Below are 16531 nucleotides of genomic sequence, written 5' to 3'. Positions count from 1 at the left end.
TAAAAACCTGTAAGGAACAAATGTTAAAATTGGGAAGACTTGACTCAACGGTCAAAAGGATTTCCTTATCTATTTCGGAATTCATCGGATTGGAAAAACTTCAGAGCATCAAAAATGGCTTGGTCAATAGGGTGATACCTTAATTTCAATTCACTGATAGATTTTTGATTTGAGTAAAAATTCTCTATACTCATTATTTTCATATTCAAGCTACTCAAACCCGTCCTGAAACCAAGTCTTAGAATCAGGTCACCCGTCCAACCCAATATTTTCATGATCCAATTGGGAATTTTGACAAGCAAAGGTTTTTTCTCCAGATACGCAATGAGTTTAAGGTAAAAATCACTAAAAGAGAGGTTCTCTCCAGCAAGCAGATATTTCTCCCCGTTTTTACCAAGTTCCAAACAACTGACCAATCCTCTTGCAACGTCTCCCACATGCACAAAATTCTTACCTCCAGGTGGATGAAAAATAATGTTTTTATGAAGACCGTTCAAGATAATCCTTCCTGAAGTAGGCTTAAAATCAAATGACCCGATCATAAAGGTGGGATTGGCAATAACGATGTCAATTTTATCAGAATATTGAAGCAAACGCTCCTCAGCCTCCAATTTACTTAAAGCATAAGGGCATGTATTATGGGGGGCTCTTATAGGTTTTTCCTCCGAACCCAGACTGTAGTCGTCCTTATATCCCAGCGTATTGGCTGAACTGACAAAAACAAATCTTTTGACCTTGTTTTTGATAGCCGCATGCAATACTGCTATGGCAACTTCTACATTGATCCGATGGTAATTAGCAAAGGATAAATTCGGAGCAGTTTCCCCAATGACGTGAATTACCGCATCACAATCCGATAAAAGTGCAGCATCTAAATCCAGAGCATCACCTTGAATGAGTTGAAGATGTTCGTGATCAGGTCCTTTGTAATTTTTTATGTTTGTGTCCAAACCTTTGACTAAATAGTTTTGTCTGATCAATTCTATAATCAGGTTAGTTCCTAAAAAGCCGGTTGCACCAGCTACAAACACCTTTTTCATAGCGCTTTATTTTAGTTCTTTGAGCACTATTTTCGTCATCAAGTCGGTTTTTAAACTCATAGGCAGAACCCTGATCAGGAATCGTACAAATGGATTAACGACGATCTCGCCTTTCTTCTTAAAAAGTTGATTGATGCATTCTTTGGCCAAATCCTCTGGTTCCCAAACTATGAATTTTCCAAAATAGCCCTTTTCTGTTCTTTTGATAATATCATCATTGGTCCTTATAGGTCCGGGACTTACGGCACTGACAGAAACATTGGAGTTTTTTAATTCCCTTCTTAGGCTCCTTGAAAAAGAATAGATGAAAGATTTGGTCGCAGGATAAATGGTTTTGAACCCGATTGGCAAGAATGCCGCCAAACTCGCAACATTCAAAATATAACCTTGAGGCTGACGTAATAGATTGGGAAGCAGCTGATGGGTGAGTACTGTAGCTGCCACGACATTCAGTTTCAGCATGTGATTGATGTATTCAATATCAACATCGGTAATTTTGGAAGAGCCCCCTTTTCCTACATTATTAATCAAGATGAAAATGTCAAATTGCTCATTTATCCAATGGGCCAGATCTATTACATTTTGGTAAACAGTTAAATCAGTCTCATAAGCGATAGAATCAACCTGATAGGTTTCCTTAAGCTCCTTACAAAAATTCTGAAGGCCATGATTGGGTCTACTGACCAAAATGGTATTGATTTTCATTTTGGAAAGTTCTATGGCAAAACCCTTTCCCAAGCCCTGCCTAGCTCCAGTGATTAACGCATACTGCTTCATATATTAGCAATAAGATAATCATTCAATTTGAATAAATTTTTATATATCCGGAACTTTGACCGTAAAGAAGCAAAAAACCTAGATTAACTTAAATCCGATATTTATTGATACCAGCCGATGACTTTAGATACTAATAGATATTGACTTGAAACAACCCATAATCCTAATAATTGAAGCTACTGGCAGAGAAATTTATAACCACATAAAGTTTATAAACTTCGAAAAGGGCACAAAAAAACCGACATCTATCATGTCGGTTCAATTAGTATTGAGAAAAACTGCCTTGCAGCCTTATCCATAAATTTCTTCGAGCACCTGGGCCAATCGAATACCGGCAGCTGTCAGTCTTTCTTCGATATGGTGGTAATGCTTATAGATATACTCATAACCGATTCTTCCATTTTCAGGGATGTCATACATGGCTGGCCTGATAGCGACTGCCTCTCTTAACCAATCAGAAGGGCTTTTGGAAGTATATTGATGGATGAGTTCAGGGTTGATTCTTTTTTGAAGTTCGGTTGCAATTTCTGAATAACTCATTTTTTTATTTTCGATCAGATCAGAATCCCAAACAGCATGGATATTGGTTTCCTTATTGAAATAACTCACCTTCACATCATTTCCTCCACGGTCACCTGGCTTGCCCACATGGAAGGGCTGATGTAAATCTCCAATGATATGGATCAACATCCGGAGCTGATCTCTTTCTTCCTCGGCAGTCAAACCTCCCTTTTTCAAAGTTTCCTTAATTTTCAAAAACGCTGCATAAGCATCACCGGTAGGTTCCTGAATCTTTGGGTCATACTCCCCGTCTGCGGTGGTTACCCAATGCCAGGTGTAGGTATAGTCATACTTTTTGTCTGAACGGATATTATCCATCCAAACACCCACTCCTGAAATGGATTGTTGCTGTAGGATGGCTTCTACCCTTTGTACTGTTTGTGGTTTCATTTGCCATTCCGCTAATTTGCCGATCACATAATGACCGATTGCTCCCCAGGCAAATGAACTGGTATTGATACTGAAGACCAAAAGAATGGCCAATGTCAATTGTTTGGTTGTTTTCATATGTTGATTGATATAAGCTTGAAATACAGTGGAAATAAATTGAAACATTAAAGAAATAGGTACTATCCCCAATTATTTCGCTTTAGCATATTTCCAGTTTATTTCACGCAAGTATATTTCATTAAGATTTTAATTCATTGACAGCAATATAAGCCATCAAACCTGCTCCGATCTCCAAAGCATCCTCATCGATATCGAAGGTAGGCGTATGCACACCGGAAACAATTCCTTTGGCTTCATTACGGGTACCTAGTCTGTAAAAGCAGCCATCAATCTCCTGTGTATAATAGGAGAAGTCTTCTGCTGCCATCCAAATATCCAGATCCACTACATTTTCTTCTCCCATATAACTTATGGCTGCTTGTTGTGCTCTTTCTGTCAGCGCCTCAGCATTTTTAAGAAATGGGTAACCTCTTCTTACTTCAAAATCCACTTCACCACCCATTCCTTCTACTATTCCTTTAGCAATTTTGACCATCTGCACATGGGCTTTGGCCCTCCATTCTTCATTGAGTGTTCTGAAAGTGCCCTGTATTTTCACCTCATTAGGAATGACATTCGTAGCTCCCAAGGCCTCCACTCGACCAAAAGATAGCACTGACGGAATCTTAGGCGAAGCATTCCTGCTGACTACCTGCTGCAAGGCTACAATCATGTGGGAAGCGATCAAAACCGGATCTACCAAGGTCTCCGGCATGGCACCATGTCCGCCCTTACCTTTCACAGTAATATAAAGTTCATCAGCACTTGCCATATACATACCTTTACGGAAGCCCACCTTTCCAACTGGAATCAGCGGCATCACATGTTGGCCAATGATTCCAGATGGTCTGGGATTTTCCAAAACCTTGTCCTTAATCATCAAAGAAGCTCCCCCAGGAATCAGCTCTTCTCCAGGCTGGAAAATCAATTTCACCGTACCCTCAAAATCATCCCTGATGCCGTTCAGAATTTTTGCTGCACCCAAAAGTGAGGCGGTATGTACATCATGCCCACAGGCATGCATCACTCCCGAATTGGTCGATTTGTAGGAAACCTCATTTTGCTCGATAATAGGAAGGGCATCCATATCCGCCCTAAGTGCAATCACCTTGGCTCTAGGATTTCTTCCTTCAATCAAAGCTACAATTCCGGTATCTGCTTTTTTTTCAAGCTGGGTAATGCCAAAACTTTTTAACTTTTCCTCCACAAAAGCAGAAGTCTGGTACTCCTGAAAGGAAAGCTCTGGATGGGCATGTAGATGCCTTCTGAGGGTAATGATATCTGATTTATACTCCTTTGCTAACGCTTTAATTTTATCTTTCACCATCCTGTACGGGGTCTGGGTTCACATATCCCTCTCTTTGGAATCTGTCCTGAATGATTCTTACTGCGGGAAATTGTTCTTTGAGTTGATAATAGTAAGCCTGTGCTTCAATCCTGTTGATAAATTTCCCTACTTTGACCAGATACCTTGGTTGTTGGTATTGCATATCGGATTTCAAATCCGGAAAATAGGTGTAAAGATCATTTCTTGTTTTGAAAGCCAAATCTCTGTCCACACCACTATAGACCAATACGGTAAAGCCACTCCAGTAACGTTCGCCTTTGTTGGTTTCTCTATATTTGTTGAGGGCCTGAGTCAGGTCCTGATCCACTGCCAATACACTCTCTACAACATTCTCAGTTGCTGATTCTCTGGCTTTTTCAGCGAAATCGGGAAATTCAATGATAGACTCACTGAGATTCTCCTGGTAGTTTTCATAAGCATCTGCACCTGATGCACCTTTTTTAAGTACATTACAAGAGCCCATTAAAAATACCAGAAGAATCGAGGTTATCAGTGACCTTTTCATGATGTTATTGTTAATGTTCTATAATCACACATTTGCCGGATTCCACATCCTGCTCCACACTTTTGTATTTCACATCTTTCAGTAGCTTGCCATCTGCATACTGTACAGAAACCTTGTCATTTCTACCGTAGGACTTTTCTGATTTCCTTGGTGCAACAACCTGTGGCGCAGCTGTTCTATTGGCCACAGCTGCTGCTGCCTGCCTATTGGCTCCTGGGTTCAGGCTACTGCCTACTTCTTCTTTGGAAGCTTTGACATTATCCTCTCTTCTGGGAGCCTGCGCTGCCTTTACCTGACTTGGATCCTGTGTCGGCAATTCTGCTTTAGCGATGAAAGAAATGGTGTCTTCATTCAGCCTGCCCACGAAACGCTTGAACATCTGAAATGCCTCAAACTTGTAAATCAACAAAGGATCCTTTTGTTCATAGACCGCATTCTGAACAGATTGCTTCAGGTCATCCATATCCCTGAGGTGCTCTTTCCAGTTTTGGTCAATAATCGCCAAGGTCACGTTTTTCTCGATTGCCCTGATCAGGTCTCGGCCTTCATTGTTCACCGTAGATTCCAGGTTGACCACTACGCCGATCTGCTTGATGCCATCAGTTATCGGCACCATGATTTCTTTTACAGTAGCTCCTCTCTGTGCAAACACATCCTTCAATATCGGAAGCGCTTTGGAAAGGATACGGTCGTTCTTACCGGTGTAGTTTTGATATGCTGCCTCGAACAACTCCCTTGTCAAGACATTGGCTTCTTTGGATTTGATATCATCGGCGGTAAACTGATGGTCAATCCCCAAAGAACTGTAAATATTCATTCTTAGATTGTCCAGATCTTCGGTTGACTTCGCCATCTCAATGATGCCTTCACAAACATCATACATGACATTCAGGATATCCAGCTCCAGACGCTCACCCATCAGGGCGTTTTTACGCCTCTTGTAGACCACTTCCCTTTGAGAGTTCATCACGTCATCATATTCAAGGAGACGCTTTCTGATACCAAAGTTATTTTCTTCGACTTTCCTTTGCGCCCTTTCGATGGATTTGGTAATCATGGAATGCTGGATGACTTCTCCTTCTTCCAAGCCCATTCTATCCATCAGTTTGGCTATCCTCTCAGAACCAAACATCCTCATCAAGTTGTCTTCCAAAGACACAAAGAACTGGGACGAACCCACATCCCCCTGACGTCCTGAACGACCTCTCAACTGCCTGTCTACCCTTCTCGATTCGTGACGCTCTGTTCCGATGATGGCCAAACCGCCCGCCGCTCTTGATTCAGGTGTCAGCTTGATATCGGTACCACGGCCCGCCATGTTAGTAGCAATGGTCACTGTTCCCGGTTTACCGGCTTCAGCCACTACATCTGCTTCCCTGGCATGCTGCTTGGCATTCAATACCTGATGGTTGATTTTTCGGATGGTCAGCATCCTACTCAATACTTCAGAAATTTCAACAGAAGTCGTACCCACTAGCACAGGCCTTCCTTCCTTAGTCAGTTCTACAATCTCATCCGCTACAGCATTGAACTTCTCTCTAACTGTCTTATAAACCTTATCTTCACGGTCATCTCTGATAATCGGTTTGTTGGTAGGGATGACCACCACATCCAATTTGTAGATGGTCCAGAATTCTCCTGCTTCAGTTTCCGCAGTACCGGTCATACCGGCAAGCTTATGGTACATCCTGAAATAATTCTGTAGGGTAATCGTCGCATAGGTCTGGGTGGCATCCTCCACCTTTACATTTTCCTTGGCTTCTATCGCCTGATGCAAACCGTCAGAATACCTTCTGCCCTCCATCACACGGCCTGTTTGTTCATCCACAATCTTCACTTTGCCATCGACAATGATGTACTCAGTGTCTTTTTCAAACATACAATATGCTTTGAGCAACTGATTGACCGTGTGAATCCTTTGTGCTTTTACGCCATAATCTTTGATAATTTCCTCTTTTCTGATCAGCTTTTCCTTGTCATCCAGATCAGGATTTTTCTCCATCTCGGCAATTTCCATACCGATATCCGGAAGGATAAAAAACGTTGGGTTTTCATTTTTCTGCGTGATGACTTCAATACCATTATCCGTCAGCTCGATGCTATTGGACTTTTCGTCAATGGTAAACAAAAGCGGTTCATCTGCCTCAGGCATCATGCGCTTGTTGTCCTGTAGGTAATAGTTTTCTGTTTTCTGCAAAATAACCCTTACTCCAGGTTCAGAAAGGTACTTGATCAAAGGCTTGTACTTCGGCATACCCCGGAAAGCACGGAATAGGGCAAGACCTCCTTCTTTTTCATTACCTTCCTGGATCAGTTTTTTGGCTGTCGTCAAGTATCCCTGAACCAATTTCCTTTGCTCATCCACCAAGGTAGAAACCCTTGGCTTCATGTCCATAAACTCATGCTTATCACCTCTTGGCACCGGACCGGAAATAATCAAAGGCGTCCTGGCATCATCAATAAGGACGGAATCAACTTCATCGATCATGGCAAAATGGTGTTTACCCTGAACAAGGTCTCCGGCATCTCTAGCCATATTGTCCCTCAGGTAATCGAAGCCGAATTCATTATTGGTACCATAGACAATGTCACAGGCATAAGCCTTTCTCCTTTGATCAGAGTTAGGCGGATATTTATCGATACAATCTACCGTCAAGCCGTGGAATTCAAACAATGGTGCATTCCATTCGGAGTCCCTTTTGGCCAGGTAGTCGTTGACAGTAACCAAGTGAACACCACGGCCGGCCAAGGCATTGAGGTAAGCAGGAAGTGTGGAAACAAGCGTTTTACCTTCACCCGTTGCCATCTCCGCAATTTTACCTTTGTGCAATACCATACCACCGATCAGCTGCACATCGTAGTGCACCATATCCCACACGACTTCATTTCCTGCAGCCATCCACCTATTATGCCAAATAGCCTGATCTCCCTGTATTTCCACATTTGGTTTTTTCACAGCCAAGGCCTGGTCTTTAAGATTGGCTTTCACCACCAGTTTGCCGTTTTCCTTAAACCTTCTGGCTGTTTCTTTGACAACAGCAAAGGCATCAGGCATCACCTTATCCAAGACCACTTCAAGGGCTTCATCACGGGATTTCTCGGTTTTTTCAATTTCATTGAAAAGTGCGTCCTTCTCCTGCACCTTATCCGGTGCCAGCGCAGCGATCTGCTCACGAAGGGAGGCAATTTTATCATCAAACGATTTCAAATCCGCATTGATGATGGATTTGATTTCAGCGGTTTTCTCTCTAAGCTGATCATCACTGAGATTTTTGAGCTTGGCATAAATCTCATTGATCACGGCAACTTTAGGAGAAAATTCCTTTATATCTCTATCAGACTTCGTTCCGAAAACTTTTGCCAGTCCTTTGGCGATAAATTCTAACATAGTAACTTTTATAATATGGGGCTTAAAATTACGGCCTTTTTGTTAATTTATAGTAATAGGTCAGGAGATTAGAAACAGCTCAAGTATCAAGAATCTCCATGAATGTGCTCTTTTCTTATATGATTACATTTATTTTTCCATGGAAAACCTGTTCTGCAGGTCCTATCAACAGAATATTTTGGAAACTTCCGTCCGCATTTTCAGAAAACCTCACCTTCAGCTTACCGCCAGGGGTACTGATGTTGACCTCATGCAACTGATTTTGGTAACCATAGACCAAAGCACAGGCTGTCACACCGGTGCCACAGGAAAGGGTTTCATTTTCAACTCCTCGTTCATAGGTCCGAACTTGAATTTCATTCTGACTGATAGGGGTCACAAAATTCACATTGGTACCTTTAGGTGCATATTGATCAGCATACCTGATCTCGGATCCTGTTTGAACAACCGGATATTCATTGACATTTTCTACAAAACGGACATGATGCGGCGAACCGGTATTGACAAAAAAGTCCTGACCGGCATTGGCCAGACTGCTCACGGGACTCATGCCCAATTCCACCCAGCCATCCACGACTTTCGCCTTATGTGGTCCATCGATAGCCAGAAATTTGGTTTCATTGTCGATAATTCCCAAAAACCTGGAAAAAGCCACTGCACAACGGGCGCCATTGCCACACATACTCTGCGATCCATCTGCATTGAAATAAATCATTTCAAAATCGTAACCTTCCTTATTTCTGATCAAAATCAAGCCATCTGCCCCAATTCCGAATTTGCGATCACATAATTTTTGGACAAGCGGTAGGTTCTTTTCAGGAAATGTGGCTGACCTGTCATCAATCATGACAAAATCATTTCCTGTACCTTGATATTTGTAAAAAGAAATTTCCATAAATATTCACCCAGTTCAAGGGTATTTATCTGTTTTCAAAAACCAAACCAAGTTTTATTGGTTTTGCAAACATAACCAACTTGTCATAAAATCAGACTTATTGTCTGCTTTTAGGTTTTATAATCAAACCGAATTAATTAACTTGGTGGTTCTTGTGATTGAAAATCCAACCCTTAAAGGAAATTAACAACCCTATGAAAAAGACAACTTTTGATGTTTCCAGAAGAAAATTCCTCAGCCATAGCTCCAAAGCAACATTGGCAGTGGGAATTGGAAGCAGTGTAATCGGTTCCGCATTCTTGAGTGCTTGCGGTGGCAACACGGAAAGTGGCTCAGTTGAGGAAGAAATAAAAATTCTCTTGAGTACAGGCTTTGAGCAGATGCCTCTGGCTTATGCTTATGAAGCTTTGGAACCTCATATTGATGCCATGACTATGGAAATTCACTATACCAAGCATGCAGCTGCCTATGCAAAAAATTTAGCCGAAGCTTCAGCAGAGGAAAATGTGGATGTTAGCCGACCTTTGGAAGAGGTGATGATGAATATTTCAAAATATTCCACCAAAATGAGAAATAATGGCGGTGGCCATTACAACCATGAACTCTTCTGGAAAACCATGTCTCCTAACGGAGGTGGTGAACCGGGAGGTGATTTGGGACATGCGATTACCGGCGCATTTGGAAGTTTTGCCGAATTCCAAAAACAATTCGAAGATGCAGCCAAAGGACGCTTTGGCTCCGGATGGGGCTGGCTGGTATTGGACAAAGATAATTTGTTGAAAATAGGATCTACGCCTAATCAGGATAATCCCTTGATGGACATTTCCGACTTTCAGGGGATTCCACTATTGGGCATAGATGTATGGGAACATGCCTATTACCTGAACTATCAGAACAGAAGGCCGGATTACGTTTCCGCATTCTGGAATGTGGTCAACTGGTCTGAGGTAGAAAAACGATATGATACCTTGATGAAAGGTTAAGCGAACGGGGATTACTCCCCGTTTTTTTTTTACCAAAATTTTTCAAATCCAGCACCTGTATTTCCACAGAACAAGATTGTCTTTAAAATCAAAACAGGTATCAACGTTTACTTTTTAGGTACGATCAGTTAAAAATCAAAAACCAATTGACCGGTATATTTTTTCTGACAGGAAAATAGTGAAAGACTAAAAAAAGGTTCTTTTGTCCAAAAATAGATTCCTATTTCAGGAATTATGTTAAAAAATGCATGGACTACTGGCACGGACATTGTCTAAGTCATGCTATTATTAACCAACTATTTTATCAAATGAAAAAACCAATCAATTATTTCCAAAAATGGATTGCGGTATTAGCAATCGGATTTGTAGGTTTCGCCTGTACAGAAAAAGAAGATGCTGACATGAATGAACCTCAGAGTCAGGCTACCCTAACTGCAGAGGCATTTAGCAGCACTTCGGCAAGCAGCAGCAATAGCCGTGTCATCGTCAATGGATTTGCCACAAGTGAATTTTGGGTTGGAAGTAAAGATGTGGAAATGAAGTATGCCGCCAAAGCAGATCTTTTGGCAGGTATAAGTTTGGGCAGTATTACCTTGAGGACCAATGTAAATGCAGGTCTCCAAACAGCTGCGACCAAAAACCAGACTTTTGCAATAGTAAGCAATGGAGAGGTCAAAAGTTCCGTATTAGGTCAGGGAAGAACACCGGAAGGCAATTACCAAGAGGTTAGCTTCAGGCTTTTTAAAAATACGGAAGTGGAATCCACTGATCCTGTTTATGAAAAATCCCTTTTGATCATGGGTGAGGTCCAAGGTAAATCCAGCAATATCTGGCTCAATACTGAAAAAATGATCCGTGCAAAGGCTCAATCCACCCAAGGGGTAGAAGTAGATGGTCAGACTGAAATGGTCCTGGTATTTGATATGGATAAGTTATTTGCCAATGTAGATTTTGCTACGGCTGTAGATACCAATGCGGATGGAAGAATTGATATTGGTCCTGGTGCAGCAGATACCAATGCCATTATCTTGGCACAGATTGAAAGCAATCTGGAATCTGCAGTGAGTCTGAAGAAAAAATAAAAATTGTTCGTTTCCTTTACGTTTTAAGAGGTCGGATTACCGGCCTCTTTTTTTTATAAAGCAGCCTGGATGTCAGGTGAAATAATTCTTATGGTTGCATTTTTCTACAGGACTTCCTTACAGGAAGGTGGATGCATTGTTATCATTTTCTACCATTAGCTTGTGCCGCTGGCACAGTTCATGAAAATTCTTTTCTTTGTAAAAACAAAAATCCAATAGAAATGCAAGACCCAAAAAGCTTAACCTCTGTAGCCGAATTCCACAAGACTTTCAAACACCCTATTCTTCCAGAACCTATGGTTCCAGATACCAAAAGATGCGACCTAAGGGTTTCCCTGATTGCTGAAGAACTGAAGGAATTGGAAGAAGGTATCCGAAACGGTGACATAGTGGAAATTGCCGATGCCTTGTGTGATATTCAATATGTACTATCCGGGGCAGTGCTGGAATTTGGATTGGCCGAAAAATTCAAAGCGTTGTTCGATGAAGTACAGCGGTCCAATATGAGCAAAGCCTGCAAAACTGAAGAGGAAGCCAAAGAAACTGTGGCCCATTATCAAAATCAGGGAGTGGAATGCTTCTATGAACAGGAGGAAGAACTTTTCCTGGTCTACCGATCAGGAGACAGAAAAACCTTGAAGTCCATTTACTATTCGCCTGCGGATTTAAAAGGAATTTTAGAGGAATAAGTTCAATCATCTTTTCCAAGTCATCAACATATTCTCTAAAAACCTTTTACATACTTCCTCCAATTGTGCTGTTCTTTGAAGCCCAGTACTTCACGGATTTTACGGTTGGAAAACAAAGCCTCGTGCTCCTCAAGTTCACGGCTTAGGGTTACTCCTGGGAAAAATCTTTCCACTAGCTCCTTGCTGGGAATGATGGCCCCATTGTGGTCATTGCCGGCATTGAATACCTGATAACCCAATCCGTCCTTCTTCAGGCACAAATCCACAATCTGCCCCAGATCCCGGGCATCAATGTAGCAAAAGGCATTTCTGCGGCGTACTTCTGGATGTTTGAAATAATGGGGAAAGAGCAGTTCGTATTCATGGGGTTCAATCACATTGCCGATGCGAAGGGCATAGATATCAAACCCCGAGCGGCGTTGAAAGCTGCGGGCCGTTTGCTCGTTTACCACCTTGGACAAGCCATAACTGTCCATGGGATCCACATCATAATCTTCTTCCAAGGGTAAAGATTTTGGGTCGGTTTTGCCATCCGAAAAACAGATGCCGTAAGTTGTCTCCGAAGAAGCAATGATGATCTTCTTAATCCCCAGCTTGACAGCTGCTTCAATCACATTATAGGTACCTACAGAATTGACCAGGAAGGTTTCATTATCAGGGTTGATCAGAATCCTGGGCACCGCAGCAAAATGGACCACCGCATCAAACTTGGGTACCCCGGTACCCGGTTCCATTTCGTCAAAACCTGCATAGGAAGTCATGGCATTGAACATTTGGCCTGAATCTGTAATATCCGCGATCAGGTTATCCACACCCGGATAATCCAATGGTTTCAGGTCCACATTCATCACCCGATGTCCCTGTTCTATGAGGTAGGGGATGACATGTTTTCCGGCTTTTCCTGTGCCCCCTGTGAAGAATATTCTCATTTTGATTATGTTGAATTTTGAAAATTGGAATTTACTAAAAAGAGATGACATTTATAGAACCCTTATCTTATTGATGGAATAAGAAAAAAGTGGCAGCAAATCATAGCAGATTAGCGGTCACTTTTTTAAGTTTTCCCACCAATTATTGGTGGAACTCAGTCCTGGGATAACTTTTTCGCCCATAATGGGTGTCACCAGCTCGATGTCTTTTTCTGCTGCCAGATCAGCGACCATTTTAATAGATTCGTCCCATGGGTGTAATGCCAAATCAAAGACAGCCCAATGTATGGGAAACAGGAGTTTGGCATCTATATCCTGACATACTTGAATGACCTGATCAGGAAAAAGGTGGGTCAAAGGCCATCCTTTATTCCAGCCATCTATTTCCACTAAGGCCAGGTCAAAAGGACCATATTTTTCTCCAATTTCTTTTAGATGCCCACCGTAACCGGTATCTCCACTTACAAAAAGATTTTTGTCTGCGCCTTTAATGACAAAAGAAGCCCAGAGGGTTTTGTTTCTATCATTGAAACTTCTGCTTGTGTAGTGGATCCCCGGAAGGGCTGTTATTTGCAAGGAACCAACAACCTTGGCGTCATGCCATCCCAACTCGCTGATGTTGTTTTTCTGAATACCCCAACTTTCCAATCTACTGCCAACACCCAATGGCACGATGAATTCTATGTTTTTATCCGCCAGAAATTTGATGGTGGCCGCCTCCAGATGGTCATAATGATCGTGGGTAATGATCACCATATCAATCTCGGGAAGTTCTTCTCTTTTGATTGGAGATACATCGAACCTTCTCAAAATAAAGGGAAGAGGGCCTCCATTTTCAAAAACCGGATCAAATAGGATACGCTTTCCGTCAAGCTCAAGAATAAAAGAGGAATGACCTAACCACCACACCGCAAAATCCGAGGGGGTTTCCGGAAAATCGCTTTTGGTAATCAGCTGCTTGGGCAGTGGAAAACCGGGTGCATTGGGTGAAGTTTTAAAGAATCTCAAAGGTCCAGGATTCCCCCCTGTGGTTTGTTCTGGAAAATAGGGCAATGGCTCGGGACTTAAAAATTCATCGGTCTCCTCAGCATAATAAGGCAAGCCCCCGAATCTTTCCTTACGCGCTTCCAAAGAATTCAAACTGCCCATTTGTTTACTGACATAATATGCCAGACTCCCTGTTGCCACCATAAGAATGGCTAAGGTCCATAATACTATTCTCAATATTTTTTTCATTTCTATAATGTGTCGGCTGTTCTCAGCCCTGTGACGTGTGATGTCCAATTGAATCAGGCACTAGCCTCAAAGCTAAAGAATTTCTGCCTGATTTACTCTCTAGACAGTAGGGTACGGCATGTTATGGCTTTTTTTCCAGAGTGCGTAATTTCCTGTCCTCAAGCAGAGCCGTATCCAAGGACTATTGTGTGTTATATTTAACTTTAATTGCCAGGTAATTAGTATTCAATTTTAGCATGTAGAAACACCCCAAAAATTAAATTCAAGCAATTGAAACTCCTGCTTTTGCAAAAGAGCTTTAGACTGTTCAGGCTTTGTCAGTTTTATTAAATTTGATGTTTATTTCCATTTATGTTTCTTTTTGGTCTCTGTTATATGCGCAAGATGATGGTTACAATGCCAAGCGTAAACACCGATATTTTCATCAACACTATATGTCTTTCCGTGTTCAGGATGAATAAAAATTCTTCCTTTCTGTTCGTCTGTCAAATTGTTTAATAAAACAGTCCATCTTTCATGTGTTCCTTCTAACATTTTTAATGACGGTTCAATAGGCATACTTTTACTGTCTGGAAGCTCCGCCCATCTTTCTTCTAAATATGGTTTTATGGTTGGTTGGTCTTCTGTCAATGCGAGTTTTAGACGTGTTAAACTATTCATATGGCTGTCGGCACAATGATGGACTACTTGTCTAATTATCCAACCTCCTGGTCTGTATGGTTTGTCAAGTTGTTCGTCCGTCAAATTGCTGACTTCAACTGAAGTCTTTGAGGAAATGTAGAAATTACAGTAATCCAGTTTTTTACAATATTATTGGTAATTGTAGTTGGTTTCTCAAATTTCCCAATCGGATATTTCAGTTGTTCAATTGTCATAATGTTATATGATGTCTATGTGTTCCGTCATTTTAGACTTGGCGCTTAGGGGGTCGGGCCTGCATGTGGAGCCGCTCGCTTCCAGCCTACTCCTAACTTCTCCTATGTTTGAATTGATTTGTTAAATTACATAAAAGTGGTGAGAGATGGGAGCTGGCTATTCTATTCCTTATTAACCATTATAAATTCTCTTAATGGCTCTAAATGTCCATTTTGTAAATAGCAAATTGCTTCATCAGTTATGAATTCACCAACAAATTTTGGTAAATCCACCCAGGTTGGAGGGTCAAAATTTCTTGACTCTCTTGACTTAGTGAAATAAGTATACTTCCCTTCAATAATTCTAATTAGTGCTATTCCATGTTTTCTTGCATAAAGTAATGCCCCCTTTTGAAACCCGCTAGTTGAGAAAATCATGCCCTTATGCGCCCCAGTAGCTCTAATCTTATCAAACAAAAGCTGAACGACATCTCGTTTTACTTTATCCTTGTGCTTTTTACACTCAATAAGTACTTTAAAATCACTCCCTAATAGTTCAAATTCAACAAAAACATCGATTTGATATCTTCCATCTTCTCTTTGTAATTGAACATCATGCTTGACATTAAAAGTATTAATAGAACTTCCAATTTCTTGTAAGTAAGCTTTAACCAGTAGCTCAAATTCTCTCGGTGTAATATTTGCATTTATATTTTCTGGTGGCAATGGCATCATTAGATAATTTAGTCTGCTTGGTGAATCCAAACATATTTTCCTTCTTTAAATGTTATTAGTCCGTCACCTACTTCTTCTTTTCTCACTACAATTGATGGATTCTCAAGCATAACTTTTCTACCTCCTATGATCTCGTCATCTTCAATTACGACTTCATAAGTCTCTGAGTCATTTACAAGTCCCCAAAAGTCAACCCAATTAAATTCTGTTAAATGCGCAAGACGTTCGCCAAAACCAATTTTGTTTACTTCGTTTGTTTCTCCGTGAATTATGATAATTCCTGAAGTTTCATTTTCTTTTCTAAAAATTGCTTGATCCAGCTTTCCATCCCCATTAAAATCAGCGGCTATTGTGTCTGTCAGATTAAATATGATTGCTTCTCTAAATTCATAACTCAAATCTTGATTATTATAGTCGGTTCGGTCGGTTGAGTTTTGAATTTTCTTTTCAGGTGTTATTTCATAAATAATTGTGACGTTTAAAGTCGAATCAATATATGTCACTTTGTCAATTTGGGAAACTGGTTCAAGCCTATCCGAATAGATTATTTTAAGAGTGTCAAACGATTTCCATTCTGTCTGCAGTGCCGTTCCACCTTTGTTCTCAGCAGAAAAGACTATTTTCTTTTTCGAATCATCTGGATTGTCAGAGCACCCTAGGTCAATTGAAACTAATATTACTTGATTGGTCACAGCATTTCCACCATATTCGAAAGTTGTCGCCTGTCTTACTCCTTGATTGTCACATTTTGTATTCAAAATTTCTTTCTCAGGATCTCCGAACAAGTCAAACTTATTTACAAAGATTCCATATGAAACAAATATCCCAATTATAAAAATTGAAATCGTTATCAGTCCGTATTTTAGTATTCGGTTCATTTTATAGCTTGATGCCAACGGCAGACTGTGAAAAAAGCCTCTCCTGTTTTTTAGTTGGCTATTCCACAATCTCCTTAAATTTAGTAAATTTAGTTGAGGTTATTTTTAACAATCCTATTTTATCTCTATGCACTATATCCAA

At 40.9% G+C, this 16531-nt stretch carries 15 protein-coding genes; 3 read left to right on the top strand and 12 right to left on the bottom strand.

Going from position 1 to position 16531, the window contains the following annotated elements; translation table 11 throughout:
• Positions 1-65 precede the first annotated feature (65 nt).
• The 7 genes from ACFFIP_RS15815 to dapF form a co-directional block, all read right to left on the bottom strand.
• Positions 66-1040, bottom strand: a complete 975-nt coding sequence (locus tag ACFFIP_RS15815) for an NAD-dependent epimerase/dehydratase family protein (RefSeq protein ID WP_382388675.1) — start codon at positions 1038-1040, stop codon at positions 66-68.
• Between the two features lie 6 nt (positions 1041-1046).
• On the bottom strand, positions 1047-1817 hold the full coding sequence (locus tag ACFFIP_RS15810) for an SDR family NAD(P)-dependent oxidoreductase (protein WP_382388674.1): 771 nt from the start codon (positions 1815-1817) through the stop codon (positions 1047-1049).
• Between the two features lie 291 nt (positions 1818-2108).
• Positions 2109-2885, bottom strand: coding sequence for a S1/P1 nuclease (locus tag ACFFIP_RS15805; RefSeq protein ID WP_382388673.1), 777 nt, complete (start codon positions 2883-2885; stop codon positions 2109-2111).
• Between the two features lie 121 nt (positions 2886-3006).
• Positions 3007-4194, bottom strand: coding sequence for a M20 metallopeptidase family protein (locus tag ACFFIP_RS15800; RefSeq protein ID WP_382388672.1), 1188 nt, complete (start codon positions 4192-4194; stop codon positions 3007-3009).
• The gene (locus ACFFIP_RS15795) at positions 4181-4720 is read right to left on the bottom strand and encodes a hypothetical protein (protein ID WP_382388671.1); all 540 of its coding nucleotides are present in this window, start codon (positions 4718-4720) and stop codon (positions 4181-4183) included. Before ACFFIP_RS15795 ends, ACFFIP_RS15800 begins: the two co-directional genes overlap by 14 nt.
• Before the next feature lie 10 nt (positions 4721-4730).
• On the bottom strand, positions 4731-8108 hold the full coding sequence (gene secA / locus ACFFIP_RS15790; protein ID WP_382388670.1) for a preprotein translocase subunit SecA: 3378 nt from the start codon (positions 8106-8108) through the stop codon (positions 4731-4733).
• Positions 8109-8223: 115 nt separating this feature from the next.
• A complete protein-coding gene (dapF, locus tag ACFFIP_RS15785) occupies positions 8224-9003 on the bottom strand; it encodes a diaminopimelate epimerase (RefSeq protein WP_382388669.1) in 780 nt (259 codons plus the stop codon).
• Positions 9004-9197: 194 nt separating this feature from the next.
• On the opposite strand from dapF, the gene ACFFIP_RS15780 reads away from it, so the two are divergent.
• The 3 genes from ACFFIP_RS15780 to ACFFIP_RS15770 all read left to right on the top strand — a co-directional run bounded on the left by ACFFIP_RS15780 (position 9198) and on the right by ACFFIP_RS15770 (position 11757).
• A complete protein-coding gene (locus ACFFIP_RS15780; RefSeq protein ID WP_382388668.1) occupies positions 9198-9986 on the top strand; it encodes a superoxide dismutase in 789 nt (262 codons plus the stop codon).
• Between the two features lie 308 nt (positions 9987-10294).
• Complete coding sequence (locus ACFFIP_RS15775; protein ID WP_382388667.1) at positions 10295-11068, top strand: hypothetical protein; 774 nt, start codon at positions 10295-10297, stop codon at positions 11066-11068.
• Between the two features lie 221 nt (positions 11069-11289).
• On the top strand, positions 11290-11757 hold the full coding sequence (locus tag ACFFIP_RS15770) for a pyrophosphohydrolase domain-containing protein (protein WP_382388666.1): 468 nt from the start codon (positions 11290-11292) through the stop codon (positions 11755-11757).
• Positions 11758-11792: 35 nt separating this feature from the next.
• Here ACFFIP_RS15770 and ACFFIP_RS15765 read toward each other — a convergent pair whose 3' ends face one another.
• From ACFFIP_RS15765 to ACFFIP_RS15745, 5 genes are all read right to left on the bottom strand, one after another.
• Positions 11793-12686: an NAD-dependent epimerase/dehydratase family protein gene (locus tag ACFFIP_RS15765; RefSeq protein ID WP_382388665.1), complete on the bottom strand. Its 894-nt coding sequence runs from the start codon at positions 12684-12686 to the stop codon at positions 11793-11795.
• 117 nt (positions 12687-12803) lie between these two features.
• On the bottom strand, positions 12804-13922 hold the full coding sequence (locus ACFFIP_RS15760; RefSeq protein ID WP_382388664.1) for an MBL fold metallo-hydrolase: 1119 nt from the start codon (positions 13920-13922) through the stop codon (positions 12804-12806).
• A 339-nt stretch (positions 13923-14261) separates the two neighbouring features.
• Positions 14262-14666, bottom strand: coding sequence for a YfiT family bacillithiol transferase (locus ACFFIP_RS15755; RefSeq protein WP_382388663.1), 405 nt, complete (start codon positions 14664-14666; stop codon positions 14262-14264).
• 293 nt (positions 14667-14959) lie between these two features.
• Positions 14960-15511: a restriction endonuclease gene (locus ACFFIP_RS15750; RefSeq protein WP_382388662.1), complete on the bottom strand. Its 552-nt coding sequence runs from the start codon at positions 15509-15511 to the stop codon at positions 14960-14962.
• Between the two features lie 8 nt (positions 15512-15519).
• Complete coding sequence (locus tag ACFFIP_RS15745) at positions 15520-16389, bottom strand: hypothetical protein (RefSeq protein ID WP_382388661.1); 870 nt, start codon at positions 16387-16389, stop codon at positions 15520-15522.
• Positions 16390-16531 lie beyond the last annotated feature (142 nt).

It is taken from the genome of Fontibacter flavus (assembly GCF_042432905.1).
Taxonomy (GTDB): Bacteria; Bacteroidota; Bacteroidia; order Cytophagales; family Cyclobacteriaceae; genus Fontibacter; species Fontibacter flavus.
The sequence above is the reverse complement of the archived record's forward strand: the minus strand, read 5'-3'. Positions and strand labels throughout refer to the sequence as shown.